Here is a 26,212-nt window from a genome sequence, read left to right as displayed (position 1 = left end):
AATTGGGGCAACTACGTCTAGACCGCATGGGGCCGAAGGCACCTTCGCCCTCTCAACCTAATCCAACCACGCGAATGCCGAGCGGGGCGTTCTCGATAGAGAATGCCAGATTTAATCTCATGCGGTGATACTTCTTCCAAAAACAAAGGGAAGGAGATCGACATGCGATTTGGTTTTGTCGGTTTGGGTCAAATGGGTGCGCCAATGGCGGTGAACCTTGCTAGCTCAAACAACGTAATGGTCTTTGATCTCAGCGAAGACGCTATGAATGCCGCCGCTGAAGCCGGCGCCAAGAAGGCCGGTAGTGCTGCAGATTTCTCAGAAGTGGACGTGCTGATCACTTGTTTGCCAAGTGGTGGGATCGTGGAAAAGTCACTGTTCGACCCTGAACATGGGATTGCACAGCATCTTTCAGCCGACACGGTTGTCATCGATACCTCAACCATAGAATACGGACTGACGCTCAGTATTAGCGAGCGTCTTTCAGCCCTCGGGTTGCGTTTTCTCGATGCGCCCGTCTCTGGCATGTGGAAGCGAGCCCAGGAGGGCACGTTGACGATGATGATCGGAGGAGACGGTGAGATTGTCGAGGCGCTGCGGCCAGCTCTGGCAAAAATGTCGAACCGCATCCTGCACACTGGCGCTGTTGGCTCAGGCCAGCTCACCAAGCTGATCAATCAGCTTCTCTTCGATATCAACGTGGCGGCTCTGGCCGAAATCCTGCCGATGGCAAAGAAGCTGGGCCTTGATCCGGAAAACACCGCCGAGGTTGTGAATTCAGGGACCGGCCGCAGCTATGCGTCGGAATATTTCATTCCCCAGGTCCTCGAAGGCAAGTTTGACACCGGCTACCCGCTACAAGCGGCCTACAAGGATCTGATCAGCGGTGCTGAAATCTCAGCCCGTTATCAGATCCCGGCACCTGTGTTGGCCGCTGCGACAACCACCTATCAGCAGGCACTTCTTGAGGGCCATGGGGACAAAGACAAGGGCGCGATGGTGCTCGTCTACGAACGACTGCTTGGTGTCGATTGCCGGAAGGAGGAACAGAATGTCTGAAGGAAAAGGTATTCAGGGCGGGCTGACAAACTACGGCGACAAGGATTTCGCCGCGTACCTACGTCGGTCTTTTGCTCGCTCGATGGGTCTGTCGCGGGAAATGCTCGACAAACCGATTGTCGGGATCGCGATGACCCCTTCGGGCTTCAACAACTGTCATAGAGCAATGCCTGAGCTGGTCGAAGCTGTCTCTCGCGGTGTGCTGGCTGCAGGGGCTTTGCCGCGGCCGTTTCCAACGGTGTCACTCGGCGAGGTCTTTCTGAACCCAACCAGCATGGTCTACCGGAACCTCATGTCAATGGACACTGAAGAGATGGTTCGTGCGCAGCCAATGGACGCAGTGGTTTTGATCGGCGGTTGCGACAAGACAGTTCCGGCCCAGCTGATGGGTGCGGCGTCTGCCGACATACCGGCCGTGCAACTTGTGATTGGCCCGATGATGACCGGTCGCCACAAGGGTGAACGCCTGGGAGCCTGCACTGACTGCCGCCGTTTCTGGGGTAAGTTCCGCGCTGGTGAGGTCGAAGGCGAAGAAATCGCGGAGATCGAAGGGCGGCTGGCGACAACGGCCGGCACCTGTGCTGTCATGGGAACAGCGAGTACCATGGCGTGCATCGCCGAAACGCTAGGGATGTCCTTGCCTGGCACAGCGGCTATTCCATCTGTTCACGCTGACCGGCTGGTTGCAGCTGAGGAATGCGGTAAACTGGCTGTTGATCTGATCCAGAACCCTCGAAAACCAAGTGAGGTGATCACCCAGAAGTCGGTAGAGAACGCTTTCCGCGTGCTGATGGCCGTCAGCGGGTCCACCAATGCCATCGTCCACCTTACAGCTGTTGCGGGTCGTCTCGGCATCCGGATTTCACCCGAACGCCTCAACGAAATCTCGGACGAAACGCCGGTTCTGGTTGATCTGAAGCCAGTCGGTGAAGGGTACATGGAAGACTTCTATGCCGCTGGCGGTGTCGGAGCAGTCTTGCGCGAGATCCGCCATCTACTGCACCTCGATACGGTGGATGTAACAGGTCAAACCCTGGCGGAGCGTCTAGACGACGAACCTGATTGGGTTGATCGCCGGGTGATCCGGTCGTTTGAAGATCCTGTTTCAAATGAGGGCGGATTGATAAGCCTTTATGGGAACATCGCCCCGCAGGGAGCCATTTTCAAACGCGCTGCGGCGACACCAGAGCTTTTTGAGGTCGAAGGCCGCGCCGTTGTGTTCGACAGTCTCGAAGATCTCGCCAGGCGCGTTGATGACCCGGATCTCGACATTGAGGCCGATGACATCATGGTTCTGAAGAACGCGGGACCAGTGGCTGCGGGAATGCCGGAGGCCGGGTATCTGCCGATCCCAAAGAAACTGGCACGGAAAGGTATAAAAGATATCGTGCGAATTTCAGACGCGCGGATGTCTGGCACGGCTTTCGGAACCATCGTTCTTCATATGTCACCCGAGTCCGCGGTTGGCGGGCCATTGGCTGCTGTCGAGAATGGAGATCGTGTACGTCTCTCGGTCGCTGACAAGCGTATCGATCTGCTGGTTGATGACGCCGAGGTCGCCCGCCGTCTCGAACAGCACAAGCGCCCGGAGCTGCAAAATCGCGGGTATCGCGGGCTTTACAGCCGGGCGGTTCTGCAGGCCGACGAAGGCTGCGATTTTGATTTCCTCACGCAAGAAGGCTGGTCCAAGGAGAACGCCGAATGAACCTCTTTACGAAACTTCAGGAGCGCGCAGCGAGTGGCCAGCCGGTTCGTGTTGGAATGATCGGTGCGGGTAAGTTTGGCACGATGTTTCTTGCACAGTCACTTCGATTGAAGGGGATTCATATCGTTGGTGTCGTTGATCTGCGTCCTGATGCTGCCAAATCCAATATGAAGCTCGTTGGCTGGGATGCTGCGGCTTACGCAGCATCCAGCCTGGATGATGCGGCAACATCAGGCGCAACCTTCGTCGGCGATGATTGGGAAGCGCTGACATCGCATCCGGAAATTGAAATCATCATTGAATGCACAGGGAACCCGATCGCAGCCGTCACGCACTGCCTCAAGGCGTTCGAGAACGGCAAGCACATCATCAATGTAACAGTTGAAGCAGATGCTTTTGTCGGGCCCGGTCTGGCCAACAAAGCTCGGGAAGCGGGCCTAATCTACAGCATGGCATATGGAGATCAACCTGCGCTTGCCAGTGACCTGGTTGATTGGGCGCGGGGCTGCGGTTTCAGCGTCGTTGCGGCTGGTCGCGGCCACAAATGGATGCCGCATTACCGGCAATCGACGCCTGACACCGTGTGGGATCATTGGGGTTTAACGAAGGAGCAAGCGGAACGCGGGCGGCTGAACCCCAAAATGTTCAATGCGTTTTTGGACGGCTCGAAGCCAGCCATTGAAAGTGCGGCCATCGCCAATGTGTGCGGGTTGGACGCCCCTGAAAATGGCCTGGTCTTCCCTTCGGGTGGGATCGATGACATTCCAAATCTGGCGCGGCCGCGCTCAGAGGGCGGGGTGCTGGATCACAAGGGCATGGTGGATGTTATCTCTTGCCTCACACCTGCAGGCGAGCAGATTCCGCATGACATTCGGAAAGGCGTTTGGGTCTGCTTTGAGGGGGACACCGAGTACCTGCGCAACTGCTTTGAAGAGTACAAAGTCGTGACCGACGACAGCGGACGCTACATGTGCAACTACAAGCGCTGGCACCTGATCGGGCTGGAGCTCGGGATCTCGGTTGCATCAGTGGGTATTCGCAAGGAGCCTACAGGGGCGGCGCATGAATTCCGCGCCGATGTTGCGGCTGTTTCGAAGCGCCAGTTGAAGAAGGGCGAAATCCTTGATGGCGAGGGTGGATACACCGTGGCCGGTGGTCTTCGCCCAGCATCGATTTCTGTTGCTGAGGGCTACGTCCCACTCGGCCTTGCCCACAATGTCACGTTGATCAGAGATGTTCCTGCAGGTCAGCCGGTAAAATGGAGTGACGTGCAAGCAGATACGAACACGGACGCCTATCGTTTGCGGCGTGAAGTCGAAGCGAGTATTTCGAAGAACCTCGCGGCATGACCCACGAACCAAGCATATCCTATATCGGAAAAGGTTTAAGCCGTCCGGAATGTGTGCTTGCGACCCGTTCTGGCGATATTTTTTGCTCGCATAAAGGCGCTGGCGTCATGCGGATTCTTCCAGATGGTCGCCAGTTCCTGTTGCAAGACGACACTGAGTTTGGCGGAATGCCGATCGTGCCAAACGGGATTGCGCTGCGGCAAGACGGCTCGTTCCTCATTGCCAACATCTCTGATGCAGGGGGGATCTTGGAGCTGGATACGGATGGTGTGAGACCACATGCCATCGCTGCCAAGGAAGACGCGCTTCCACCGGCGAACTTTGTCTATGTCGATGAACTTGGCAAAACCTGGGTAACGGTCTCATCGAAGCTGCGGCCGCGCTCACGGGCCTATCGGCGTAATGTGAAGAACGGCTATGTCGGACTGATCAATTCCGACAATTCCTTTTCGATTGTCTTGCAAGGGCTGCACTACACAAATGAACTGCGTCCCGACTATGGAAACGGGTGGCTCTACATCGCGGAAACCTTTGGTCAGAAGATCACGCGCGTGCGCCTTGATGAAAAGGGTGTGCATGGTGAGCCGGAACTCTTCCTCCAGTTCGGGCCTGGCACGTTCGTGGATGGTATCGAACTGGACGGCGCTGGCGGACTTTACGCGGCCTGTATTGTATCGAGCGAACTTTATCACATTGATCCCGAAGCAGCTCCTACCCTGGTAGTCGGGGAACGCGACAACGCTTGGATAGAAAGTGTTGAAGCAGCACTCGATGATCACACGATGGATCGGACGCACTTTGATAGTTCGCCTGCCGAGAGGCTTAAGAACATATCTAGTCTGGCTTTTACGGGAGAGAACCGCGACCGGATTGTTTGCGGAAACTTGTTGGGGGATTCACTACCAGTTCTTGATGCTCCCCATAGTGGCCCCGAGCCACCATACTGGAATGTAGAGGTTCCAATTTGGGGCACACAAGTTTCCTGATCTTCCCGATAAGGGGCTTCCACCGGACCAAGAGTTAGTCCTTCTATTTCCTCAGAAAAACTAAGGGCTCGCGCTTGAAGCAGAGTTTTCCATCATCAATCTCTCACCACCTGGACTCGACTCAACCAACATATCAACGAGCGCGCGTGCTGCGGGCGGTAAGTTGGTCCGATCTCTAACGAGGACAGATCGGGTACGGATTGACCAGTCATCTTGCAGATTCAACAAGGCGATGTTCATCGTTTTTCTGTGGCGATTGGCTGCGGATTCCGGAACGATACCTATCCCAACTCCGGCCTCGATAAGCCGACACATCGCTTCAAAGCTCCGGACTTGTAAGCGAAGGTGCTTTTCATATCCACTACGTCGAAATTGCCGCCTTAAAAAGTCAAGGAGTGTACTGCCCTCGTGCAGCGAAATATGCTCAAAACTCAAGGTATCTTTGAACATTACGCCATCGGATTTGGTCAATGGATGATGAGCTGACGTTGCGAGCATCAATCTATCAGTTGAGAATGGAATGATGTCGAGGTCATCCGTCTTTGGGTCACCGGAAATTACTCCGAGATCGGATGTGCCATCTGCAACTGAGCGAACAATGTCACGTGTCAGACGTTCCTGTAAATCTACCGTAACTCCCGGCCATCTTGACAAAAAATGCGCCAGCGTTTCTGGTAAGAACTCAGTCAATGCAGTGGTGTTTGCCGAGATTCGAATATGGCCGGAATCCGGGTTGATCATTTCCTCGATCAGAAAGTCGACTTGACGGAGAACCAAACGCGCCTGACGTAAGAACACCTTGCCTGCATCGGTCAGCGTGACGCCTTTGTTGCTTCGTAAGAACAATTGCTGCCCGGTTTCCTGTTCGAGCGATTTTATACGGGCGCTGGCTGCCGGTGGCGACAGAAATGCTTTTTCGGCTCCATGTGTAAGATTTCCACATTCGGCAATGCATACAAAGAGCTTCAGATCGATGAGTTCAAGGTTCATGGCGTTCACCTAACACGAACGCGGGATTATTTATATGCGAATTTTCTGAAGGCAAGAACTGTGTAACCCTGTCTTTGAAGCTGACTGTCGAGGGTGCCATGGAACAGGAACAACTCCAGGAATGGGTGGGGAAAACGGAACAAAGGATTGAGCGTATCGCGCCATTCCCGGCGAACGCGTTGGCCGCGACACTCGATCGTGACGACCCGGTCTACAGCAACGAGACCGCACTGCCACCACTTTGGCACTGGTTGCATTTCCTGCCGGTCTTCAAACTGTGTGATGCCGGGTATGATGGTCATGCTGCCCTTGGTGGTTTCCTTCCCCCGGTGCCTTTGCCGCGTCGGATGTGGGCAGGTAGTAGACTGAATTTCCATGCTCCAATGCAAATTGGACAAGAACTAAAGAAAGTTTCGACAATCAAATCGGTGAAGGCGAAAACCGGGCGGTCCGGTCAATTGGTCTTCGTAACTGTTGGCCACCAGGTTTTTGACGGCGGCACGCTTGGCGTCGACGAAGAGCATGACATCGTCTATCGCGAAGAGCCGAGCGCGGACGCGCCTGCGCCCGTGCCACCTCAAGCCCCCGACATCTGGGAGTTTAGTCGTGACATCGATCCCGACCCGGTTCTTCTGTTCCGCTATTCTGCGCTGACCTTTAACGGGCACCGGATTCACTACGATCAGCCGTTCTGCGTGAACTCGGAAGGATACAATGGGCTGGTTGTGCATGGCCCTCTGCTCGCCACACTCCTGCTCGATCTGCTGCGCCGCGAAAAACCAGATGCGACCGTGAAGAGTTTTGAATTCCGGGCGATCTCAACAATCTTCGACTATGAAACCTTCTCGGTTCATGGCGCTGCGGAAGAGGATGGAAAGACCTTCCGTCTCTGGGCGCGTCGGCAGGATGGCGCGCTTGCCATGAACGCCAAAGCAATGATTGCGTGAGGTGTGGTATGGAATTCGACCACATAGAAATCCGGGAAGCCGTTCAGGCACTTTGCGCGACGTTCCCACCTGAATATCACCGGGAAATCGACGAACAACGTGGCTATCCGGAAGCTTTTGTAAAGGCCCTGACGGAGGCTGGTTGGCTAGCCGCGATGATCCCGGAAGAATATGGCGGCTCGGGTCTTGGCCTCACCGAGGCGAGCGTCATCATGGAAGAGATCAACAGGTCAGGAGGCAACTCCGGCGCTTGTCACGGCCAGATGTACAATATGGGTACCTTGCTGCGTCACGGCTCGGACGCGCAAAAGCAGCGATATCTGCCCCGGATCGCCAGTGGCGAATTGCGACTGCAATCTATGGGGGTGACAGAACCCACAACCGGGACTGATACCACCAAGATCAAGACGACCGCGGTTAAGAAGGGGGACCGCTATGTTGTAAACGGCCAAAAGGTCTGGATCAGTCGCGTTCAACATTCCGATCTGATGATCCTGCTGGCCCGCACCACCCCGATAGATCAGGTCAAAAAGAAGTCGCTCGGCATGTCGATCTTCATGGTCGATCTCAAAGATGCCATGGGTAGTGGGATGGATGTGAACCCCATCCCGAACATGGTCAATCACGAGACCAATGAGCTCTTCTTTGACGATCTGGAAATCCCCGCTGAGAACCTGATCGGAGAAGAGGGCATGGGCTTCCGCTATATATTGGACGGGCTCAATGCAGAACGCACACTGATCGCGTCTGAGTGTATCGGAGACGGCTATTGGTTCGTCGAAAAGGTGAGCGCCTATGTCAAAGAGCGCGAGGTTTTTGGCAGGCCCATCGGTCAGAACCAGGGTGTTCAGTTCCCGATTGCCGAAGCCAAGATCGAGCTGGAAGCCGCCAATCTTATGCGGTTCCAAGCCTGCCAGCTCTTTGACACGGGCCAGCCCTGTGGGGCTGAAGCCAACATGGCCAAATATCTGGCAGCGAAGGCCAGCTGGGAAGCGGCCAATGCCTGCCTTCAATTTCATGGCGGGTTCGGTTTTGCCAACGAATACGACGTGGAGCGAAAATTCCGCGAAACCCGGCTTTATCAGGTCGCTCCAATCTCCACCAATCTCATTCTGTCTTACATCGCCGAGCATGTCCTCGGCCTGCCGAGGTCATTCTAATGCTCCCACTTGAAGGAATTACAGTCGTCAGTCTTGAACATGCGATTGCCGCACCTTTTGCGACCCGCCAGCTTGCCGACTTGGGCGCGCGCGTGATCAAGGTTGAGCGACCTGGCGTTGGAGATTTCGCGCGCAGCTACGACACGCGCGTGAACGGGATGGCTTCGCATTTCGTCTGGACAAACCGGTCCAAAGAAAGCCTGACGCTGGATGTCAAACACCCTGACGGGGCCGAGATTCTGCAAAAGCTGGTCGCGAAAGCGGATGTTGTTGTTCAAAACCTCGCCCCAGGTGCAGCGGCGCGGCTTGGTCTTGGATATGAAGAGCTGTCCAAGGTTAACCCCGTTGTCATCGTCTGCAATATCTCTGGATACGGCAAAGGTGGGCCGGACGAAAACCGCAAGGCCTACGATCTTCTGATCCAGTCGGAAGCCGGTTTTATGAGCACCACCGGAACGCCGGATGATCCAAGCAAAGCCGGGATCTCAATCGCGGATATTGCGGCCGGAATGTACGCTTATACGAACATCCTGACAGCGCTCATGCAACGTGAAAAAGCCGGCCAGGGCTGCGAGATCGATCTGTCCATGCTGGATGCAATGACCGAATGGATGAGCTATCCGCTCTACTACGCCTATGAGGGGGCTGAACCTCCTGCGCGTGCCGGGGCCAGCCATGCCACTATTTTCCCTTATGGCCCCTTTTCTGTCGGGGACGGGCGCACGGTCATTCTGGGCCTTCAAAATGAACGCGAATGGAAAGCCTTCTGTGAACTGGTGCTTGAAGCACCTGGGCTTGCAGCAGACTCGCGATTTTCATCGAACAGCCTGCGCGCTGAGAACAAGATCGCACTTACCCAGATCATCACAACCAGTTTCGATGATCTGACAACCGAAACGGTGATCGAGCGGCTGGACCGGGCCGGTATCGCCAATGCGAATATGAATGACATGTCCGACGTCTGGCATCATGTGCAATTTGAAGCCCGCAATCGTTGGCGTGAGGTGCAAACACCAAAAGGGTCAATTCATGCGCTGCTTCCGCCGGGTGGAATTGGATCAGAGCCTCGTATGGATGCCGTGCCTGCGCTAGGTGAACATTCCACTGATCTCCTTGCAGAGCTTGGCTACTCAGGCAGTGAAATCTCAAGATTGCAAAATGAAAGGGTGATCTGATGCCTAATCTAAAGTCAGCCCACAGCTTTCTCTTCGTTCCCGGGGACCGGCCAGAGCGTTTTGCCAAAGCGGCAGCCGCAGGTGCACATGCCATTATTATTGACCTTGAGGATGCGGTGTCACCCGAGACCAAAGTGAAAGCACGATATCATGCGCGAAGCTTTCTGGACAAAATAGTCGGCCAAGACATACTGATCCGGATCAATGGCATTGACAGCGAGTTCCACGATGAAGATCTTTCACTGGCAAGTCACAAAAACCTGGCAGGCGTAATACTTCCCAAAGCCGATGCAAAGAGCTGTTCGGAATTGGTACGAAGGTCAGGAACGCCTGTCTGGCCACTCATCGAAACCGTGCATGGCCTCGTCGATCTAAGGGAAATCGTGACTTTGCAGAATCTTGGGCGTCTTCTGCTTGGTGCAATTGATTTATCCATGGATCTGGGGGTGGATATTTCCCATGCTGCCAGCCAATCCACACTCGACACAGCGCGCTTCATGCTTGTGTCAAATTCTCGGCTGGGCAACCTTCCTCCGCCGGTAGATGGTGTTTTCACAAACTTGAACGACGAAATTGGGCTTCAACGTGCGGCGGAGCATGCGAGAGCGTCTGGAATGGGTGGCATGATGTGTATTCATCCGCGCCAAACAGAAATTGTTCGTACTGCATTTTCCCCGAGTTCCAGTGACTTCGAATGGGCGAATGCTGTTCTCCAAGCCTCTAAAACCGAAAAAAGCAGCTTCCAGTTTCGTGGCCAGATGGTTGACAAACCGGTGCTTGCCCGCGCGCAACAAATTCTCGAAGCGCGGCAAGCACAAAGCTCTTGAAGAGCTCCGTCAGTCGCCGGTTCTAATGGTTCTAGATGTGCTTAACCAATCCAGAAGCGAAAGACCCCCAAAGGCTCCTTAGCAAAGAGGATGAAACAAAGCTTATGTTCATCGCGAAACGCGATGGCTCCGTTATCGAACCAATTCTGGGCAGATAACAGGTTTCGCCTGATCCTTCTGGGACCATAGAATTCTCGGGAGGAAACCATGAACTTCACACGACGCACAGCGATCAAGACTCTTGCAGCGGCAACGGCCGCACTGGCAACACCCGCCCTTGCTCAAAACAAAATCACAATACAGGTCAATACGACCATGAAGCCGGGCGGCTCGGAAGAAGCCGGTATTACGCGCTTCAAGGCTGCGCTTGAGGAACTGGCTCCGGGCCGGTTTGAGGTTGTTCCATTCCTGAGTGGTCAGCTGGGCGGCGAAAACGCCGTCCTGGAACTGCTGAACATCGGTGAGACCCAGATCTCCCTGACAGGTGGCAACTGGCGCGCTCAGTATGCACCTGACTACGATCCGATCTCGGTCCCGTTCCTGTTCCCGAATGGCGCGGCTGTCGAAGCCTTTATGGCCAGTGACTCTGGTAAGGCTTTACAGCAGCGCGGCATCGATCAGGGTGGTATCGTAGAGATGGGTGCTCAGATGCGCGCACCGCGCCATATGACCTCGAACAAGGCCATTACGACACCAGAAGACCTCGACGGGTTCCGGCTGCGTCTGCCGAGCATTCCTGTCTGGGTCGATGTGTGGAGCGGTCTGGGCGCGCAAACTGTCGTTGTGCCCGCTACGGAGATCTACCTTGCAATGCAGACCGGTCAGGTCGATGGCCATGAAAATTCTCTCGTCTCGCCGTTCTCGCGCAAGCTCTATGAGGTGCAATCGCATCTCATCATGACCGGCCACGTGCACTTCCCATGGCATTGGGTGGCATCGAACTCCTGGTTCTCGGGCCTATCCGATGAAGACCAGGCAGTTGTCCGTGCAGCCGTCGAGATTGCGCGTACTGAAGGCACTGCTGTCGAAGCACAGAAGGATGTGTTCTATCTCGAAGAGCTCAAGAAAAAAGGCATGACCGTGGTTGAGCCTGATGTGGCGGCCTTCAAAGCCAAGGCACAGCCCGCTATCGACAATGCAATGTCATCGCTGGCTGACGGTGTGATCGAAGACGTTCGGAACGCGATCGCAGCAAATTCGTAACCTCCCTGAAACTGGACGCCCGTCTTTATGGCGGGCGTTTTTTTATAAGCGCAGGGGGAAACCACATGCAGCTTGAAGAAGAAAACATGGACGCTGCGGCGATCCCGACACGCAACGTGGGGCATGTTGAAAAGACACTGGTGCGGGTTACAGACCTGTTCTCGGGCATCATGCTGATGGGGCTTGTTGGATTGCTGGTCCTGTCGATCCTGTCGCGCGATGTCATTCGCTTTCCCGTTCCGTGGCTAGAAGAAATCGCCACGCTGATCACGATCTACGCCGTGGCCTTCGCCTCGATCGGTGCGTGGTCTCGCGGGGCCCATATCGCCGTGGAGCTGGTGCCTATGGCCATCAAAGGCGTCTGGCATTCGCGCTACGCGCTCCTTCTGCAAACCCTGTCGATTGTATTCCTAGTGCTTGCCGCTTGGGGAGCTGCCGAGATGATGCAGCGGAGCGCCAACAACCGCACAACGGCTCTCTCAATGAGTTTTTCGATTTACTATGGGGGACTGCTGCTCGCCTTCGCAGGCATGGTCTTTGCATCCCTTCTCCGTCTTGTCAGTGAGTTTTTCGACAAGCCAAAACAGGAAGGGTAGAGATCATGGAAATCTTCTTACCATTTGTTGGTGGCCTGATCTTTTTCATGGCGTTGGGTCTGCCGGTCTTTGTTGCACTTGGGGCAACCTGTCTTCTCGCCTTGGCGATGACATCCGCGTCCGGTGGCTTACCGGTGGAGCTGATGTCTCTGAAGATTACGCAGACGCTCAACAGTTTCCCACTGTTGGCAATCCCGCTCTTCATCCTCGCAGCAAACCTGCTCAACCGAGGCAGCGCCACGACACGGATCTTCGATTTTGCCAATGTCATGGTCGGGTTTGTCCGTGGGGGGCTGGGGCACGTGAACGTGGTGGCTTCAATGATTTTCGCCGGCATGTCTGGCACAGCGTCCGCCGACGCGGCCGGCCTTGGCGCGTTGGAAATCCGGGCCATGCGGGAAAAGGGATATGACCTGAAATACAGCACTGGCATCACAGCGGCATCCAGCGTGATTGGGCCGATCATTCCGCCAAGCGTTGCCATGCTTGTCTATGGCTGGCAGGCAGATGTGAGCGTCGGGGATCTGTTTCTTGCTGGCTTTGTACCTGGTGTACTGATGGCAGTGTTGTTGATGGCGACGACGTTCATCATGTCGTACAAAATCGACATGCCGACGCGCCCGCTGCCAACAGCGCGCGAGGTGTTTGAAACCGGCCACCGGGCCGTGCTTCCGATGCTGACGCCGTTGATCATCGTAGGGGGCATATGGAGTGGCATTTTTTCACCCACCGAAGCGGGTGCCGTAGCCTGTGCCTACGCGATCGCGCTCGGCGTGTTTGTCTACCGCGATGTAAAGCTCAAAGAGCTGTTCCAGGTCTTTGTGCAAAGCATGGAGTTCAGTGCCGTCATTCTGCTGATTATCGCGATCTCAGGGTTCTATGGTTGGCTGCTGGTGCGCCTGCAGGTGCCGCAAGCTTTGGCTGCCGGTCTGGTCGCTATGGATCTGCACACGACGATCCTTCTGCTGATCCTGATGGTGTTCTTCGTCTTGGTCGGCTGCTTCATGTCTGTGATCGAGAGTGTGTTGATCCTGACGCCTATTCTGGTTCCGGCCGTCGCCGCATCAGGAGTGGACCCGCTGTTCTTTGGCGTGTTTATGGTGATCACACTATCGGTTGGGGTGATAACGCCGCCATTCGGAACGGTCCTCTATATTCTTGTTCCGATCACGGGAATGCGGTTTGAAAAGGTCGTTCTATCGGTCCTGCCGTTCCTGATCCCGATCCTTGCGACTATCCTGCTGGTGCTGTTCTTCCCGCAGATCGTCTTGATCCTGCCAAGCCTGTTCTGATGGGAATGCCACATCATATCGCTTGGGCAGCATTGGATCACGCAGTGATCACTTGCGCCGACATCGAAAAGTCCGTCGCCTTTTATGGCGGCGGGCTTTGCATGGCGATCAACCGGTTGGATGATGGCCGTGTCGAAGCGACGTTCGGGCGCTGCAAGCTCAACCTTCAGCCCAACAATCGGCACTATGGGCCGCCCAAGAATGCCAGAAGGTCTTGGTCTGCAAATATTTGTTTGCTGGTCGAGCAAGGCCTTTCTGATGTAGAATCCCGCTTAAAAGAGATAGGTCTCCGCATAGAAGAAGGACCGGTGGAGCGCGTCGGCGCTCAAGGCACAATCCTTTCGCTGTATTTGTACGATCCGGACGGCAATCTCATTGAGATAAGTGAGTACTTGAGCCATGCGGAAAAGATTTGACCTCGTAACCCTCGAACTCTTCCTGGCTGTAGCTACGTCGAAGAGCATCGCGCAGGCCGCCGCAACAGAGAACATCGCTGCGTCCGCCATCAGCAAGCGGATATCCGACTTTGAAGCCCAGGTTGGCACGGCTCTTTTTTACAGACAGCAAAAAGGTGTGTCTCTGACACCAGCAGGCGAAGAAATGTTTCGCCATGCCAAAGACCTGCAACGTCTGTTAGACCGTATCGACGATCATATGAGCGACTTTGCGCAAGGCTTGCGTGGAACTGTGCGGATCGCGGCCAATACGTCTGCGATTACACAGTTTTTGCCCGAGGATCTGGCGTTGTTTGTAGCGGATCATCCCGACATGCGGATCGATCTCACCGAGCAAACGTCAGATGAAATTGTAATGGCCGTTCGCGATGGTATTGCAGATGTCGGCATTTTCTCCGGCATGATCCCAAACCCGGATCTCGACGTATTCACCTATCGCAGAGATACACTTGTTGTCCTGACACCTAAAGGTCATCCGCTTGGGACAGATGGGCCAGTTTCGTTCAACGAATTCTCAACACATGATCTTGTCGGCCTTCAGAAGGGCAGCTCTCTGCAGGCCTTCATCGAGAAGCGCGCCGCAGAGCAAGAGTTGGAGCTGAGAACACGGGTTGAAGTCCTCAGCTTTGATGGTGTGCGGCGCATGGTCGAAGCGGGTCTAGGCATCGCGATATTGCCGCTTGGAGCTGTCGAGCCGTACCTGACAGCCTCTAACCTGCGAATGGCTCCTGTGGCGGATAGCTGGGCTGAACGCACGTTGAAGGTGGCTGTGCGGGATGCTGAAGCACTGTCGCGGCCTATCAAATCGCTGATGGTCCACCTGACCAGTGAGTTCCCCGAGGCCTCTTAGTCCCGGCATCTGGGATCGAGATGGGGTCTGTCGTCATTAATCAATGGTTTTGGTCGAGGGCAAACACCTATTTTGTCTGCAAAAGTAAGGAGACCAAGCAATGCAAATTGATCGCGTGGATCATTTCGTCCTAACAGTCGCCTCGATCGATGCGACCTGTGACTTCTATTCAAAGGTTCTGGGAATGGAGGTGACGGAATTTGCGGGAGGACGTAAGGCGCTTTCGTTTGGGGCGCAGAAGATCAACCTTCACCAACATGGCAACGAATTTGAGCCCAAATCCCTGACACCGACACCGGGTAGTGGCGATTTTTGCCTGATCTCGGCTGTCCCGATCGCTGAAGTTGTTGCGCATCTCGAAAATTGTGGCGTCGAGATTGAAGAAGGTATCGTTCCGCGCACAGGCGCAACCGGACCCATCAAATCCGTGTATCTGCGAGATCCAGATCAAAACCTGGTCGAAATATCAGTGTACGAATAAAAGACAGAGTGCGCTGCAAGGAGATAGCCGAATGGACGGTTCACATCTGCCCGAGACACATACGACGAACCGGCTTGTGGGATATGTCGAATTCCGCCAACGCTGCAGCGCCGATTTTCATCAACTCCACATCTCCAAAACCTGCATTCTACGTATCCGCTCCGGGCGTAAAACGGTGCGGACCTTTGCGGGTGCTGAGACAACGGTTGAGCAAGGCGAGTTTGTCTATCTGCGCCGTGGTGAAAATCTGACGATCGGGAATATCATCGGTGATACTGGCCTCTACTTCTCGGAAGGCTTGGTGATTGACGACAGTGTTATCTCTGATTTCCTGCAACTGCATCCAAACCCAAGCACTGCGCGCGAAGTCAGAAAAGGGATCATGCCGAACGGCTTCAACGACGCTTTCTCGCGCGTTGTCGCAAGCCTGGATGATCCCGAACTCTGTGATGGCATCTTATCCTATCGAACGCAGGAATTGCTCATGTGGCTACAGCTTCAGGGTGCCGCGCACCGTATTCACTGTTGTGAAGGACTGAAGGATCGATTGCGGATGCTCTTCGAGGGTGATCTGGAGCGCAGTTGGAAAGCACCGCAAGCAGCCCGAGAGCTTGGTATGAGCGAAGCTACATTGCGGCGGACGCTCAGCAAAGAAGGCACCGGTTTCACCGAAATGCTGCGTGATGTGCGCCTGTCGTTTGCATTGATGCGCATACAGACGACGCAACATCCATTGGCGGAGATCGCTTTTGAATGCGGGTTCAGTTCTCAATCGCGCCTCAGCGAAGCGTTCAAAGCACGATTCGATATCACGCCGGGAAAACTAAGGGCATCTGAGGCTCAACTTGAGCGAATAGCGTAAAAGCTTGATCGATTCCGGAGATAAAAGGCGCGGCCAGAGTGGCACATAACGATCATCCGAAATACTTCTGATGGAGATCGAAAATGAAACACCTGATCACAACTGTTGCACTGGTTGCTTCCCTCGTTACCCCGGCTTTTGCAGACGAAGCTTTCACCCTGTCCAGCCCTGACATCGCCGAAGGGCAACAGCTCGACAACACATTCGTCTTGAACGCCTTTGGCTGTGAAGGCGACAGCATCTCGCCCGCACTAGAATGGAGCAACGCTCCCGAAGGCACTAAGAGCTTTGTCGTCACTGCATACGACCCAGACGCGCCGACTGGCTCCGGCTGGTGGCATTGGGTTGCCTTTGACATCCCTGCGGATGTGAACTCGTTGGCGCAGGGCGCAGGTTCTGAAGGTGGCAACATGCCTGACGGCGCAGTCCAGAGCCGTACTGACTTTGGAGCCACCGGCTTTGGCGGCGCATGTCCTCCTCCGGGCGAAGTACACCGCTATGAGTTCACCGTTCACGCTCTGGGCGTTGAAAACCTTGGCCTCGACGAGAATGCCAGCGCTGCTCTGGTGGGTTTCATGACCGGCGCGAACTCTTTGGGTTCTGCAGATATCACAGCTGTCTACACACGCTAACCCACTCACGGCACCAGTCGCCCGGATCTCCGAGCGGCTGGCTCATTTCCCATCTCCGCTTCACGTTGCTGATAGCGGATGGATTAATAACAGGATCAATTCAATGACCGAACCAGAACAAGATATCCCCGACAATACCGCATCCTTCGTGCTGACCAGCACCGACATCGCCGAAGGTGAGAGCCTTGGCAAAAAGCACGAGCTGAACGTCTTTGGTGGCAATGGCGACAACCTTTCACCTCAGTTGACTTGGGCGGGGGCGCCGGAGGGCACAAAGAGCTTTGTTCTCACCTGCTTCGATCCCGATGCACCGACAGGTTCCGGCTGGTGGCACTGGGTTGCGTTCAACATTCCTGATGACGTGTCTTCTTTGGACACTGGCGTTGGCACAGAGACCGGTATGCCAGCAGGAACTATTCAGGCGCGCAACGACTTCGGTGAAAAGAACTTTGGTGGAGCATGTCCGCCGCCAGGCGTGGTTCACCGTTACGAATTTCGTGTACACGCATTGAATATCGAAGCGCTTGACCTTGATGAAGGCGCCACTCCGGCTTTGGTTGGGTTTATGACGCACGTTCATACGATTGCGACAGCGAAGCTGACTGCGGTTTATACTCGATAAAGCAGCGTTATGTTCCAGCAGTCGTATGTGATTGGCTGCTGGAGACAAACTAGAAAAAGGAAGCATTGGCGGATGATGGTCAGGTCTAAAGCCACAGTTTGATGCAATTTCTCAAAATTGTCCCCATGCGCAATCTAATCAAATATGCCATTGAGATTCATAAGCCGAACGCATGTCACTAATCGGGCTGAGAAATACGCACCCGTGTTAACTATTGCTTCAAGCGCCGCTGTCGATAGTTCTGCCTCTATGGCAAAGGGCTAGACCCCTGGGCGATCCATCCGTGACCGGCTGGTTTCGGTAGATTCCGCATCTCAACGACAATCTAACTGTCAAAAAAGGTCAATCGGATGCTTCATTCTGATTTCGGGTGACGAAAAAACAATGGGTTAGCGACTGCCCATGGGTCAAACCATCTGTCACTCCACACCTTTTTTGTAAGTGGCCACATAGTTTGACCCCTATGGACAGCACTTTGATCCCTATGGCCACATAGATTGCTTTTCGGGGCAGAGCCATTGACCCAATTGGCAAGTGCAGCCGTTCGTTCACCGCGCGGCAAATGGCTCGGATGAGCCATTTTACCAGATGCTGCGCAGTGTACCATTAGTGGCTAATGTGATTTCAGGCTACTATAGCATCCATCACATGCTCAGGTTTTGGCGATTATGTAATCTATCAACAGTCGTGTGAGAGAGCTGCGACGGCTAGTGTCGGGCCAGACACCGTAGGTGCCTAGATCGGGGATCTTCCAATCGGGTAGTATCTCGGCTAGTGCGCCGGACTTCAGGTCTGTGTCAGCGACAATGGCCGGTAGCCGTTGAATGCCCAATCCGGCGCAGAGGGCGGATCGCAATGCCGCGAAATTGTCCACTAGGACACGGCCTCGACCTGTGTGCAGCACTTGCTCCTCCCCGTCTTTCAGTAAGGCAACTTGATCTGCCAGCCCCTCCATGGCGACAAAGTCGGCGTTCTTGAGGTCATCCGGCGTAACCACGGGCGGAAGGGTATTCAGATACGATGGTGCGCAAACGAGTTTTCGACCAAAGCTGCCCAAGCGACGAGAGCGAAGCGCCGAATCCGGCAATTCTCCCATTCGCAGGGCAAGATCTATCCCTTCAGCCACAAGGTCGAAATTGCGGTCGAGGTACTTGATCGTGACTGCGACAGCCTGATGCTGCCGAGTGAAGCTCCAGATCGCCTGCTCATAGGTGCTGCCCGCCATGAATGCCGGTAGAGTAATGATCAGCGCACCAGCTGGTTCATTGCTGATGTCGACGATACTGTTCAGCCCGTCTTCTGCGGCAGTCATCATCCGTTGGGTATGCTCTAACAAACGTTTGCCCTCGTTCGTGAGCGAGAGCGAACGTGTGGACCGATAGAACAACGTGACGCCCAGCCGATCCTCAAGATTGGTCACATGCTGGCTGATCCCGGATGTCGCCAACCGCAACTGCCGCCCTGCCGCTGAAAAGCTGCCAGTTTCCGCAACGGTCGCGAAGATTGCCATCGCGCGCAGGTCATCAATCATCTTTCATCCTGACTGAATAATGATTTCACTAACAGACATATTATTGAAAGACGTGGGAATGGCTAGTTTGTTCTCACGAAAGGACGACTGATGATCATATCCACCAGCCAATTCGGAACGAAGCATGGCGCTGAGTATCTCAAACAGCTTTGTACGCATTTTTCAAAACGAGTGCCCGTTCAAGCCAAATCGGGCGAGGCACATGTGACGCTACCAATCGGAACCTGTGATCTTACCGCGAGCGAAGACGGTATTGCGGCGCGCCTCCAATCCTCCCCGGATCATATCGACCGGATGGAAGAGGTTTTTGGTGGATGGATCGAACGCATCGCCTTTCGTGAGAACGCAATCTTAACGTGGCACCGCGCCGCGCATCAAACAAAGGACTAACCCATGTTTCATAAGTCAATTCTGGCCGCCGCGGTGGCCCTGACGGCTGGTGCCGCTTCTGCCGAAACCATGTTTACCGTCGCGAACACTTTCCAAGACCCGCAAATGACCGGTGGGAACGAGATTTCGACCATCGCATTCAGCGCCGATGTCTACGCCAATCAGGCCGCGACGGTGAGCGCAGGTGTCGAAATCCCAAATTTCGTCAATTTCTATGAGATCGACGTGGCAGAGGATATGTCCACACTGACCATGACCGTCAGTGATACCGCCAAGCCGGCCAACAACCCTATGCCAGCCGATCGCTTTGATCGCTACTACTACACCTTCACCGGTGCAGGCCCTGCCTCAGCTAGCATCGACGCTGACGCTTCCACAGCAGCGATTGCTGAAGGCGCAACCGTTACCGTCACAACAACTGGCCGCCTTGTTGTCGCCTTTGGCGAAGGCGCCGATTTCACGCCGGGCAACAAGGTGGTTATCAACCTTCAATAATGCAAATTTCTGGCTCCAGTACGGGGCCAGCACCCTCAAAACGGAACTCCCACATGACCCTAATCACCATCTTTACTGGCCTCTTATCTGCATTCTTCCTGTTCGCTAGTTCAATCAAGATCTTCGGTTGGCAAAAGATGATCTTTGAGACCCAGCTGGCAATGTTCATCAAATATGGTCTGAACCGCCAGATCATGGCTTTGACTGGCGTGGTTGAGTTGTTTGGCGCGATTGCCATTTGGTTCCAGGGATCGTGGATCGGCACCTTGGGTGCATTGGCGCTGCTAGGAACATCTGTCGGAGCGATCGGCTGTCACCTGATTTGGGACACTTGGAAAGAGGGTGTTCCCGCGATGATCACGGGCACCTTATCCGCCATCGTCGCCTGGTCAGGGCGGGCAGAATTGCTCGGGTTCCTGGGGCTCATCTAATTCCATCTTTGGAGAAAGAACATGACAGACAGCATCCGCGTCTCGAACGCAAAAGGCCTATATCTGGAAGGTATTCGCGACGGCAACATGGTCGAAGCTTTGGATAAATACACCGGCGATCGCTACACCCAGCACTCCACCGGCGTGCGCGATGGGAAGGAAGGGTTCATTGAGTTCTTCACGCCATTTCTAGCACGCAATCCGATCCGCGACATTCAGGTTTTGCGCACAATTGAAGACGGTAATTTTGTCTTCTGCCACGTCTATCAGAACTTAGGTAACGGTGAAGCGCAGTGGGTCACAGCCGACATCTTTGACACTGATGAAGACGGCAAGATCGTCGAGCATTGGGACGTCATCGCCGAATACAAATGGCCCACCGTTTCTGGTCGCACCATGGTCGATGGCCCGACCAAGATCGAAGACCTCGACCAGACTGACGCCAACAAGGCGGTGGTGCAGGGCTTTGTCGACAACGTTTTGATGGGCGGGCGTGCCGATCTGGTCACGGATTATATCTCTACGGAGCAGTACGACCAACACAATCCGGAAGTCGGTGACGGATTAGAAGGTTTCGGCAAACACCTGAAAGAGGTGATGGCGAGCGGTCAGGCCGCGCAATACGTTAAAGTTCATCACTTGCTGGGTCAGGGCAACTTCGTGGTGATCTACAGCCATGTGAAACAAGGCGGCGATGATTGGGCATTCTTTGATCTGTTCCGCTTAAAGGGCGGCAAGATCGTCGAGCACTGGGATGTTCAGGAAAAGATTGGGCCGAAAGAAACCTGGAACAACTCCGGCAAGTTCTAAACAAGGCGCGGCCCCGGAAAGGGGGCTGCGCGTCGTCCCAGAGTAGGAGTCGAGACATGGCGCTTCAAATTCATGAAACCGCGGCCAAATCCATCATCGGCAGTACCAAGGTGCCGAGCGCGGATTACGTGATCAATCCTTACACGGGCTGCCAGTTCACCTGCATGTACTGCTTTGCCAGTTTCATGGGGCGTTTCGTGGGCGAGAGTAACGGCAACTGGGGCAACTACGTTTACGTGAAAACCAACGCTGTCGAGTTGATGGAAAAGCAAATCCACAGGCTGCTCAAGAAAGACCCGCATCCACGCATCGCGATCAGTACGGTGACCGATCCCTATCAAGGGGTGGAACGCAAATATCGTCTGACACGCGGTATTCTGAAGGTCTTTGCGGAACATGACTATCAGGGGCGTGTCAGCATCCTGACCAAATCGCCTACGGTTCTGGATGACCTGGAGGCGCTGAAACGGATCAAATACGCAGAGGTCGGCCTCAGCATTACAACCTCGGATGACAAGCTGAGCAGACAGCTGGATGCGATGGCCCCATTGACCCACGCACGACTTGAAACACTGCGCAAACTGACAGATGCGGGCGTGAAATCCTATGTTTTCGTGGGTCCATTCCTGCCGCATATGTATTTACGCCCCGAGTTGATTGACGAACTCTTCGCAGGTATCCGCGCAACGGGCGCGACAGAGGTAAAAGTCGAATACCTGAACTTGCCATCCTATGTGCGGCCACGTTTGCGCGAATTCCTCAAGGATCAACCCGCCGACATACAGGCCGTCTATGCCAAATCGCAGAATTTCGAATATCGCGACACGCTGGAACCCATGATCCGCGAAGCGCTGGCCAACAATGGCCTGCAACTTCGCTTCAACGAAATCGTTCATCACGTCAGTGACCAAGACCTCAAGGAAACATTATGACCGCATTCAAACTCGCCGCTGGCGCACCATTTCCCGTAAGCAAGATTGCCCGCTTGGGCGGAGGGGACCTCACGCTCGGCAAACCATCCGAGGGATTTGATTGGCAAATGATTGTCGTCTATCGCGGGAAACACTGCCCCTATTGCAGCCGTTATTTGCAGGAACTGGAACCGCTTGTTCCGCGCCTGAATGGGATCGGCATTGACGTCGCTGCGGTTTCTGCCGACAGCCTAGACCGCGCAGAACCCCATATCGCCAAGCTTGGGATCAATTTGACAATTGGCTATGACCTGTCCATCGCACAGATGAAGTCACTCGGTCTCTATATCTCTGAACCCCGCTCCGATGCCGAAAGCCCGCGACCATTCGCAGAACCCGGGCTTTTCATCATCAATGGTGATGGCACGCTGCAAGTGACTGATATCTCCAACGGCCCGTTCGTGCGCCCGCATCTGGAAACACTTGTCGGCGGGTTGGAGTTCATTCGGAACCCGGATAACAATTATCCAATCAGAGGGATGTTGGAGTAGATTTCAATATCGCTCTGATTAAGCCCGTTAACTCTGGTAAGTGGATTTACAGCTTGCAAACAACTATGCTCTGATTTCCCGCTTCATAAATTCGACAAACGCCTTCACGCGCGGTTTTCGAAATGCCGACGGTAACTGTACGCTTTGGATCGGCAGAGTCCGAGAGTGGAAATCAGAGAATAACTCTACGAGCTTCCCGGTTTTTAGATCATCTCTTAAAAACACATCGGGGCAGATGAATATCCCACGCCCCGCACGCGTTGGCACGAGACAAGCAGGAGGGCTGTTGGCGAGGAACGGACCGGATACCGGAACTTGCACGGTTTGTCCCTCGATGCGGAACGGCCAGCGGTTTGGATCGGGGTTGTTGGCGTCACGGATGCAGATGTGATCGGAAAGCTCGACTGGATGTGAGGGTGCCCCGTGTTTCTGGAGGTAGGAAGGGGCCGCGACCACCTTCATATGTGTTTCACCAAGTTTGCGAACGATCAGGCTGGAATCGCTGAGTGCGCCGATCCTGATTGCAACGTCAAAACCGCCTTTGGCAAGGTCAACGTAATGATCAGACAAGTCCAGTTCGATTGTTACGTTCGGGTGCTGTTCCACAAATCTGGATGCCGCCCGCGCAACGGCGGTGTCCCCATAGGTAATTGGCGCGGCCACGCGGATAATGCCCTTCAGACCTTCCGATGGGTCAAACTCATCTTCCAACTGCTCCAGTTCGGTCAAAACGCGCCGGGCGCCTTCAAGATACCGCTCGCCCTCGTGGGTCAGGGACATTGATCGGGTCGTGCGATGCAACAGGCTCATGCCAAGTTGGTTCTCGAGCTGAGCGACCCGTTTGCTGACCAGCTTGTTTGATATTCCCAGACGGTGCCCGGCTGCGGCAAAGGAGCCGGATTCCACCACGGCGACGAAGCTCTTCATTCCTTCAATGCGGTCCATGGGATTATCTCCAAATTAGCGATATATATTCTCTCTTATCGCCATTTTGTGGAGTAAAGGCCATCGCTAAGTTCTTCTCAAGCTGAAACGCAGGAGACAAGAATATGGCAACCTCAGACGCCCCCATCTCAATTGGCCAAGTCGCCCTTACGGTGCGCAATCTGGATAAGACTGCTGCCTTTTATGAAGAGGTGATTGGCCTCCAGCTGATCGAACGCAACGGAGAAAGCGCCCGTTTGGGCTCAGATGCCGGAACGTTGATCGAACTGCGCCAGGACCGGAAGGCGAAGCCGTTTCCAAGAGATGCAGGACTGTTTCACACGGCATTTTTGCTGCCGACGAAACAGGATCTGGGCTCTTGGTTGATCTACGCGGCAGAGCGCGGTGTTCAGCTTGATGGTGCATCACACCATGGCGTCAGTGAGGCCCTCTATTTGAGTGACCCGGAAGGCAACGGGATAGAAATCTATCGTGACCTGCCCCGCGAGGCATGGAAGCGGCAGGGCGACACCGTGCACATGACCACGCGCCCGCTTGATCTGAAATCTCTCACTAAAGAAGCCACGCCATGGCAAGGCGCGCCGCAAGACACGGTCATCGGACATGTCCATCTGCGCGTTGGTGATGTGCGCGAAGCCGCGCGGTTCGTTACCCAAGACCTTGGCATGGTGGAAACATTCCAGCTTCCCTCGGCCCGTTGGTTCGGAGCGGGAGGTTACCACCACCACCTTGCCGCGAACGCGTGGCAATCCCAAGGGGCAGGCCAACGGTCAGAAGGATCAACTGGTCTTGCGAGTGTCGAGCTATTGGCCGCATCCGAGAGCCTGTCCCCCGGTCGTTTGATCGATCCATGGGGCACTGAATTCAAGATCACCACGGCGCAAGCCCGCGCTGCGTGAAACCCGTCAACCAAACCAAATAAGGAGTATACCAATGACACCTAAAGAACTTGTACTGGAGGCCGTTTCCGCCATCTTCATCAACTTCGATCCGACAGCCGCTGAACAGCTGCTTGCACCGGATTATATTCAGCATAACCCAGGCGTCCCCACAGGTGCGGCCCCGATCCTCGGCTTCATTCCCGGCTTGAAAGACAGCGGGATCGAGGTCGACATCCATCGCGTGATTTCCGAAGGCGACATGGTTGTTCTGCATACCACCTATAACAACGCCCAAGCCTTTGGTGCGGAAACTCTGGTCGGCTTTGATGTGTTCCGTGTTGAAGATGGCAAGGTTGCCGAGCATTGGGACAATCTGACACCGGTCACGCCTCCGAACCCCTCGGGCCACACGCAAACCGATGGGCCGACCAAAATCACCGATCTGGACAAGACGGCCGAGAACAAGGCATTGGTCACCGATTTTGTCAAAACCATTCTGAAGAATGGCGAGGTCGACCGGATCACCGATTTCCTGTCCACCGAGACCTACATTCAGCACAACAGCAACATTGCTGACGGTCTGGACGGTCTGGGCGCAGCACTTGCCGGAATGGCCGAGCAAGGTATCCAAATGATCTACACAGATGTGCATTTAGTGGTGGCCGAGGGGGACTTCGTCTTCACAGCGTCCGAGGGTACGTTTGCCGACAAGCCAACAGCGTTCTATGACCTGTTCCGTGTCGAAGACGGCAAGATCGTTGAACATTGGGACGTGATAGCAGACATCCCGTCCGAAATGGCCCATGACAACAGCAAGTTCTGATCGGTGGCCGTTATGAAAGCACTTCTGATCACATTGTTCTTAGCTTTAGGAGGAACCGCAATGGCACAGGACAACGGCGTCATCGAGATCGTCACGATGAATTTGGCTGAGGGTGTTTCAGCAGACGCCTTCGACCCCATCGACAAAGCCATCGAAGATGAGCATGTCAGCAAGCAGCCCGGCTTCATTTCGCGCCAAGCTGCCTTTGCAGATGGTAAATGGGCGGTCGTGGTCAATTGGGAAAGCGCAGAAGCGGCCCAGGCATCCATGGATAGCTTCGCATCTGCACCAGCTGCGGAAAAGTTCATGAGCATGATCGACGCATCCACGATGTCGATGACACGCTACGAACTGGCGCGATAACAAGACAAATGAGAATGAAGCACCCGTGGTGGCCACGGGTGCTTTACTGTTTCAACGGCTCATTCAGAAACGAGCAGGCCTTGATGTCTCGAATACCAATGACTGCAAGGTTCGCACTGCTGACTTTCAGGAACTCTTTAGCGAATGTCGGCTTGCCTGTTCGTTGATAGGGCGCTTCTATTCAGATTGTCGGTTCTGTCTCTAGCAGAACCTAGGGCAACCGAGTGAGGATTTTCAATTCAAGGGAGGCGGCGAGGCAATCGGTCGCTCCACTAAATGTAAGTAAATCATTACGAAATTTTTGGTCAACATGCCGTGCCTCTGTGATAAGAGTGTGTTGATCTAAAAAGGTTTTTCGTGTGTGGATAGGTAATGTCAAATGGAGCGCTACATGATGAACCGCAAGGCAATACGAACCCATCTCGACGATTTTAGCGCCCATACACAAGGTCATTAGCGCCCACAATTCGTAACTCTTCGGTTTTGCAGGAAAAAAGGCGCCGGAATTTAGGTCACCGGCGCCTTGTTCTTTGCTGGTGCGAGATTGAAAGTGTACCCAGAAATCTCACCAGAATTGATGCCGAGAGAGGCGATCAATAGTAGCCGGAGCTAACAATCGCTAGCCAATCGGAAAACCCACTTGGAACCTCAGCGAATTTCAGGGCGTGTTGTGAGGGTTGATAGGTTTTGGGACTACTTGCTTGCCGAGGTTGTCTCTTGCGCTGGACGACAGCGTGGTGACGCAACACCATCGACAATTAAAACTCTTCAACTTCACCCACTCCAGTATAAACACTAGAAGTGCTTACCTGCACACTGTCAATGATCTGGGTTGTTATCCCGCTCAACACACGCCGGTCATCGACACGCGGCTTACCGTGAGACTTGGG

Annotated in this window: 29 protein-coding genes; 26 read left to right on the top strand and 3 right to left on the bottom strand. The window is 54.5% G+C overall.

All coding sequences use genetic code 11. The annotated features are described in order from the left end of the window. Window positions 1-162: 162 nt before the first annotated feature. From I9184_RS20365 to I9184_RS20350, 4 genes are read left to right on the top strand one after another with little or no spacing between them, the layout of a single operon-like run. A complete protein-coding gene (locus I9184_RS20365) occupies window positions 163-1,059 on the top strand; it encodes an NAD(P)-dependent oxidoreductase (RefSeq protein ID WP_209835571.1) in 897 nt (298 codons plus the stop codon). Beyond that, window positions 1,052-2,764, top strand: coding sequence for a dihydroxy-acid dehydratase (locus I9184_RS20360; protein ID WP_209835570.1), 1,713 nt, complete (start codon window positions 1,052-1,054; stop codon window positions 2,762-2,764). The genes I9184_RS20365 and I9184_RS20360 overlap by 8 nt, the downstream gene beginning before the upstream one ends. After that, the gene (locus I9184_RS20355; protein WP_209835569.1) at window positions 2,761-4,113 is read left to right on the top strand and encodes a Gfo/Idh/MocA family oxidoreductase; all 1,353 of its coding nucleotides are present in this window, start codon (window positions 2,761-2,763) and stop codon (window positions 4,111-4,113) included. The genes I9184_RS20360 and I9184_RS20355 overlap by 4 nt, the downstream gene beginning before the upstream one ends. Continuing rightward, window positions 4,110-5,099, top strand: a complete 990-nt coding sequence (locus I9184_RS20350; RefSeq protein ID WP_171637041.1) for an SMP-30/gluconolactonase/LRE family protein — start codon at window positions 4,110-4,112, stop codon at window positions 5,097-5,099. Before I9184_RS20355 ends, I9184_RS20350 begins: the two co-directional genes overlap by 4 nt. A 60-nt stretch (window positions 5,100-5,159) precedes the next feature. Here I9184_RS20350 and I9184_RS20345 read toward each other — a convergent pair whose 3' ends face one another. Beyond that, the gene (locus I9184_RS20345) at window positions 5,160-6,089 is read right to left on the bottom strand and encodes a LysR substrate-binding domain-containing protein (RefSeq protein WP_171637039.1); all 930 of its coding nucleotides are present in this window, start codon (window positions 6,087-6,089) and stop codon (window positions 5,160-5,162) included. Between the two features lie 98 nt (window positions 6,090-6,187). On the opposite strand from I9184_RS20345, the gene I9184_RS20340 reads away from it, so the two are divergent. The 13 genes from I9184_RS20340 to I9184_RS20280 all read left to right on the top strand — a co-directional run bounded on the left by I9184_RS20340 (window position 6,188) and on the right by I9184_RS20280 (window position 17,191). Beyond that, window positions 6,188-7,036, top strand: coding sequence for a MaoC family dehydratase N-terminal domain-containing protein (locus I9184_RS20340; protein ID WP_171637037.1), 849 nt, complete (start codon window positions 6,188-6,190; stop codon window positions 7,034-7,036). Between the two features lie 8 nt (window positions 7,037-7,044). Next, entirely contained in the window at window positions 7,045-8,196 is a 1,152-nt protein-coding gene (locus I9184_RS20335) for an acyl-CoA dehydrogenase family protein (protein WP_209835568.1), read from the top strand. Beyond that, on the top strand, window positions 8,196-9,371 hold the full coding sequence (locus tag I9184_RS20330) for a CaiB/BaiF CoA-transferase family protein (protein WP_209835567.1): 1,176 nt from the start codon (window positions 8,196-8,198) through the stop codon (window positions 9,369-9,371). Before I9184_RS20335 ends, I9184_RS20330 begins: the two co-directional genes overlap by 1 nt. Beyond that, the gene (locus tag I9184_RS20325) at window positions 9,371-10,198 is read left to right on the top strand and encodes a CoA ester lyase (protein WP_209835566.1); all 828 of its coding nucleotides are present in this window, start codon (window positions 9,371-9,373) and stop codon (window positions 10,196-10,198) included. Before I9184_RS20330 ends, I9184_RS20325 begins: the two co-directional genes overlap by 1 nt. Before the next feature lie 207 nt (window positions 10,199-10,405). Next, the gene (locus tag I9184_RS20320; RefSeq protein WP_171637029.1) at window positions 10,406-11,401 is read left to right on the top strand and encodes a TRAP transporter substrate-binding protein; all 996 of its coding nucleotides are present in this window, start codon (window positions 10,406-10,408) and stop codon (window positions 11,399-11,401) included. 65 nt (window positions 11,402-11,466) lie between these two features. Next, on the top strand, window positions 11,467-11,997 hold the full coding sequence (locus I9184_RS20315; RefSeq protein ID WP_171637027.1) for a TRAP transporter small permease subunit: 531 nt from the start codon (window positions 11,467-11,469) through the stop codon (window positions 11,995-11,997). Between the two features lie 5 nt (window positions 11,998-12,002). Further along, window positions 12,003-13,289 (top strand): TRAP transporter large permease, encoded by a 1,287-nt coding sequence (locus I9184_RS20310; RefSeq protein ID WP_209835565.1) that lies wholly within the window; start codon window positions 12,003-12,005, stop codon window positions 13,287-13,289. A gap of 5 nt (window positions 13,290-13,294) precedes the next feature. Next, the gene (locus I9184_RS20305; RefSeq protein ID WP_209835564.1) at window positions 13,295-13,705 is read left to right on the top strand and encodes a VOC family protein; all 411 of its coding nucleotides are present in this window, start codon (window positions 13,295-13,297) and stop codon (window positions 13,703-13,705) included. Further along, the gene (locus I9184_RS20300) at window positions 13,689-14,594 is read left to right on the top strand and encodes a LysR family transcriptional regulator (RefSeq protein WP_209835563.1); all 906 of its coding nucleotides are present in this window, start codon (window positions 13,689-13,691) and stop codon (window positions 14,592-14,594) included. The genes I9184_RS20305 and I9184_RS20300 overlap by 17 nt, the downstream gene beginning before the upstream one ends. A 100-nt stretch (window positions 14,595-14,694) precedes the next feature. Then, window positions 14,695-15,075 (top strand): VOC family protein, encoded by a 381-nt coding sequence (locus I9184_RS20295; RefSeq protein WP_209835562.1) that lies wholly within the window; start codon window positions 14,695-14,697, stop codon window positions 15,073-15,075. Window positions 15,076-15,106: 31 nt separating this feature from the next. After that, entirely contained in the window at window positions 15,107-15,937 is an 831-nt protein-coding gene (locus tag I9184_RS20290) for an AraC family transcriptional regulator (RefSeq protein ID WP_209835561.1), read from the top strand. Between the two features lie 83 nt (window positions 15,938-16,020). Next, window positions 16,021-16,569, top strand: a complete 549-nt coding sequence (locus I9184_RS20285; protein ID WP_171637015.1) for a kinase inhibitor — start codon at window positions 16,021-16,023, stop codon at window positions 16,567-16,569. A gap of 103 nt (window positions 16,570-16,672) precedes the next feature. Beyond that, the gene (locus I9184_RS20280; protein WP_209835560.1) at window positions 16,673-17,191 is read left to right on the top strand and encodes a YbhB/YbcL family Raf kinase inhibitor-like protein; all 519 of its coding nucleotides are present in this window, start codon (window positions 16,673-16,675) and stop codon (window positions 17,189-17,191) included. A 652-nt stretch (window positions 17,192-17,843) separates the two neighbouring features. Here I9184_RS20280 and I9184_RS20275 read toward each other — a convergent pair. Beyond that, entirely contained in the window at window positions 17,844-18,722 is an 879-nt protein-coding gene (locus I9184_RS20275) for a LysR family transcriptional regulator (protein WP_171637011.1), read from the bottom strand. A gap of 90 nt (window positions 18,723-18,812) precedes the next feature. Between I9184_RS20275 and I9184_RS20270 the strand changes: the two genes are divergently transcribed. Genes I9184_RS20270 through I9184_RS20245 form a run of 6 tightly spaced genes read left to right on the top strand, consistent with a single transcriptional unit; the run spans window position 18,813 to window position 22,310 of the window. Continuing rightward, window positions 18,813-19,112, top strand: coding sequence for a DUF2218 domain-containing protein (locus I9184_RS20270; protein WP_171637009.1), 300 nt, complete (start codon window positions 18,813-18,815; stop codon window positions 19,110-19,112). A gap of 3 nt (window positions 19,113-19,115) precedes the next feature. Then, on the top strand, window positions 19,116-19,607 hold the full coding sequence (locus I9184_RS20265; protein ID WP_209835559.1) for a hypothetical protein: 492 nt from the start codon (window positions 19,116-19,118) through the stop codon (window positions 19,605-19,607). Window positions 19,608-19,660: 53 nt separating this feature from the next. Further along, a complete protein-coding gene (locus I9184_RS20260) occupies window positions 19,661-20,038 on the top strand; it encodes a DoxX family protein (RefSeq protein ID WP_171637005.1) in 378 nt (125 codons plus the stop codon). Window positions 20,039-20,059: 21 nt separating this feature from the next. Next, window positions 20,060-20,848: a nuclear transport factor 2 family protein gene (locus I9184_RS20255; RefSeq protein ID WP_171637003.1), complete on the top strand. Its 789-nt coding sequence runs from the start codon at window positions 20,060-20,062 to the stop codon at window positions 20,846-20,848. A 56-nt stretch (window positions 20,849-20,904) separates the two neighbouring features. Then, a complete protein-coding gene (locus I9184_RS20250) occupies window positions 20,905-21,780 on the top strand; it encodes a radical SAM protein (RefSeq protein WP_209835558.1) in 876 nt (291 codons plus the stop codon). Further along, window positions 21,777-22,310, top strand: a complete 534-nt coding sequence (locus I9184_RS20245) for a peroxiredoxin-like family protein (RefSeq protein ID WP_209835557.1) — start codon at window positions 21,777-21,779, stop codon at window positions 22,308-22,310. The genes I9184_RS20250 and I9184_RS20245 overlap by 4 nt, the downstream gene beginning before the upstream one ends. A gap of 63 nt (window positions 22,311-22,373) precedes the next feature. On the opposite strand, the gene I9184_RS20240 is transcribed toward I9184_RS20245, so the two are convergent. Continuing rightward, the gene (locus tag I9184_RS20240) at window positions 22,374-23,255 is read right to left on the bottom strand and encodes a LysR family transcriptional regulator (protein ID WP_171636998.1); all 882 of its coding nucleotides are present in this window, start codon (window positions 23,253-23,255) and stop codon (window positions 22,374-22,376) included. A 104-nt stretch (window positions 23,256-23,359) separates the two neighbouring features. Between I9184_RS20240 and I9184_RS20235 the strand changes: the two genes are divergently transcribed. The 3 genes from I9184_RS20235 to I9184_RS20225 are packed head-to-tail and all read left to right on the top strand — an operon-like array spanning window position 23,360 to window position 25,322. Then, entirely contained in the window at window positions 23,360-24,154 is a 795-nt protein-coding gene (locus I9184_RS20235) for a VOC family protein (protein WP_171636996.1), read from the top strand. A gap of 34 nt (window positions 24,155-24,188) precedes the next feature. Next, window positions 24,189-24,959 (top strand): nuclear transport factor 2 family protein, encoded by a 771-nt coding sequence (locus I9184_RS20230; RefSeq protein ID WP_209835556.1) that lies wholly within the window; start codon window positions 24,189-24,191, stop codon window positions 24,957-24,959. 60 nt (window positions 24,960-25,019) lie between these two features. Continuing rightward, window positions 25,020-25,322, top strand: coding sequence for a hypothetical protein (locus I9184_RS20225; protein ID WP_209835555.1), 303 nt, complete (start codon window positions 25,020-25,022; stop codon window positions 25,320-25,322). Window positions 25,323-26,212: the final 890 nt, after the last annotated feature.

Origin of the sequence: Ruegeria sp. HKCCE3926 (assembly GCF_017872515.1) — a bacterium.
In the GTDB taxonomy this organism is placed as follows: Bacteria; Pseudomonadota; Alphaproteobacteria; order Rhodobacterales; family Rhodobacteraceae; genus Ruegeria.
Note: the sequence above shows the minus strand (reverse complement) of the source record. Positions and strands in the feature narration are given on the sequence as shown.

Excerpts from the sequence above, each read along its gene's own strand:
- I9184_RS20365 (WP_209835571.1), top strand. The coding sequence starts at position 163 with ATGCGATTTGGTTTTGTCGGTTTGGGTCAAATGGGTGCGCCAATGGCG.
- I9184_RS20360 (WP_209835570.1), top strand. The coding sequence starts at position 1,052 with ATGTCTGAAGGAAAAGGTATTCAGGGCGGGCTGACAAACTACGGCGAC.
- I9184_RS20355 (WP_209835569.1), top strand. The coding sequence starts at position 2,761 with ATGAACCTCTTTACGAAACTTCAGGAGCGCGCAGCGAGTGGCCAGCCG.
- I9184_RS20350 (WP_171637041.1), top strand. The coding sequence starts at position 4,110 with ATGACCCACGAACCAAGCATATCCTATATCGGAAAAGGTTTAAGCCGT.
- I9184_RS20345 (WP_171637039.1), bottom strand. The coding sequence starts at position 6,089 with ATGAACCTTGAACTCATCGATCTGAAGCTCTTTGTATGCATTGCCGAA.
- I9184_RS20340 (WP_171637037.1), top strand. The coding sequence starts at position 6,188 with ATGGAACAGGAACAACTCCAGGAATGGGTGGGGAAAACGGAACAAAGG.
- I9184_RS20335 (WP_209835568.1), top strand. The coding sequence starts at position 7,045 with ATGGAATTCGACCACATAGAAATCCGGGAAGCCGTTCAGGCACTTTGC.
- I9184_RS20330 (WP_209835567.1), top strand. The coding sequence starts at position 8,196 with ATGCTCCCACTTGAAGGAATTACAGTCGTCAGTCTTGAACATGCGATT.
- I9184_RS20325 (WP_209835566.1), top strand. The coding sequence starts at position 9,371 with ATGCCTAATCTAAAGTCAGCCCACAGCTTTCTCTTCGTTCCCGGGGAC.
- I9184_RS20320 (WP_171637029.1), top strand. The coding sequence starts at position 10,406 with ATGAACTTCACACGACGCACAGCGATCAAGACTCTTGCAGCGGCAACG.
- I9184_RS20315 (WP_171637027.1), top strand. The coding sequence starts at position 11,467 with ATGCAGCTTGAAGAAGAAAACATGGACGCTGCGGCGATCCCGACACGC.
- I9184_RS20310 (WP_209835565.1), top strand. The coding sequence starts at position 12,003 with ATGGAAATCTTCTTACCATTTGTTGGTGGCCTGATCTTTTTCATGGCG.
- I9184_RS20305 (WP_209835564.1), top strand. The coding sequence starts at position 13,295 with ATGCCACATCATATCGCTTGGGCAGCATTGGATCACGCAGTGATCACT.
- I9184_RS20300 (WP_209835563.1), top strand. The coding sequence starts at position 13,689 with ATGCGGAAAAGATTTGACCTCGTAACCCTCGAACTCTTCCTGGCTGTA.
- I9184_RS20295 (WP_209835562.1), top strand. The coding sequence starts at position 14,695 with ATGCAAATTGATCGCGTGGATCATTTCGTCCTAACAGTCGCCTCGATC.
- I9184_RS20290 (WP_209835561.1), top strand. The coding sequence starts at position 15,107 with ATGGACGGTTCACATCTGCCCGAGACACATACGACGAACCGGCTTGTG.
- I9184_RS20285 (WP_171637015.1), top strand. The coding sequence starts at position 16,021 with ATGAAACACCTGATCACAACTGTTGCACTGGTTGCTTCCCTCGTTACC.
- I9184_RS20280 (WP_209835560.1), top strand. The coding sequence starts at position 16,673 with ATGACCGAACCAGAACAAGATATCCCCGACAATACCGCATCCTTCGTG.
- I9184_RS20275 (WP_171637011.1), bottom strand. The coding sequence starts at position 18,722 with ATGATTGATGACCTGCGCGCGATGGCAATCTTCGCGACCGTTGCGGAA.
- I9184_RS20270 (WP_171637009.1), top strand. The coding sequence starts at position 18,813 with ATGATCATATCCACCAGCCAATTCGGAACGAAGCATGGCGCTGAGTAT.
- I9184_RS20265 (WP_209835559.1), top strand. The coding sequence starts at position 19,116 with ATGTTTCATAAGTCAATTCTGGCCGCCGCGGTGGCCCTGACGGCTGGT.
- I9184_RS20260 (WP_171637005.1), top strand. The coding sequence starts at position 19,661 with ATGACCCTAATCACCATCTTTACTGGCCTCTTATCTGCATTCTTCCTG.
- I9184_RS20255 (WP_171637003.1), top strand. The coding sequence starts at position 20,060 with ATGACAGACAGCATCCGCGTCTCGAACGCAAAAGGCCTATATCTGGAA.
- I9184_RS20250 (WP_209835558.1), top strand. The coding sequence starts at position 20,905 with ATGGCGCTTCAAATTCATGAAACCGCGGCCAAATCCATCATCGGCAGT.
- I9184_RS20245 (WP_209835557.1), top strand. The coding sequence starts at position 21,777 with ATGACCGCATTCAAACTCGCCGCTGGCGCACCATTTCCCGTAAGCAAG.
- I9184_RS20240 (WP_171636998.1), bottom strand. The coding sequence starts at position 23,255 with ATGGACCGCATTGAAGGAATGAAGAGCTTCGTCGCCGTGGTGGAATCC.
- I9184_RS20235 (WP_171636996.1), top strand. The coding sequence starts at position 23,360 with ATGGCAACCTCAGACGCCCCCATCTCAATTGGCCAAGTCGCCCTTACG.
- I9184_RS20230 (WP_209835556.1), top strand. The coding sequence starts at position 24,189 with ATGACACCTAAAGAACTTGTACTGGAGGCCGTTTCCGCCATCTTCATC.
- I9184_RS20225 (WP_209835555.1), top strand. The coding sequence starts at position 25,020 with ATGGCACAGGACAACGGCGTCATCGAGATCGTCACGATGAATTTGGCT.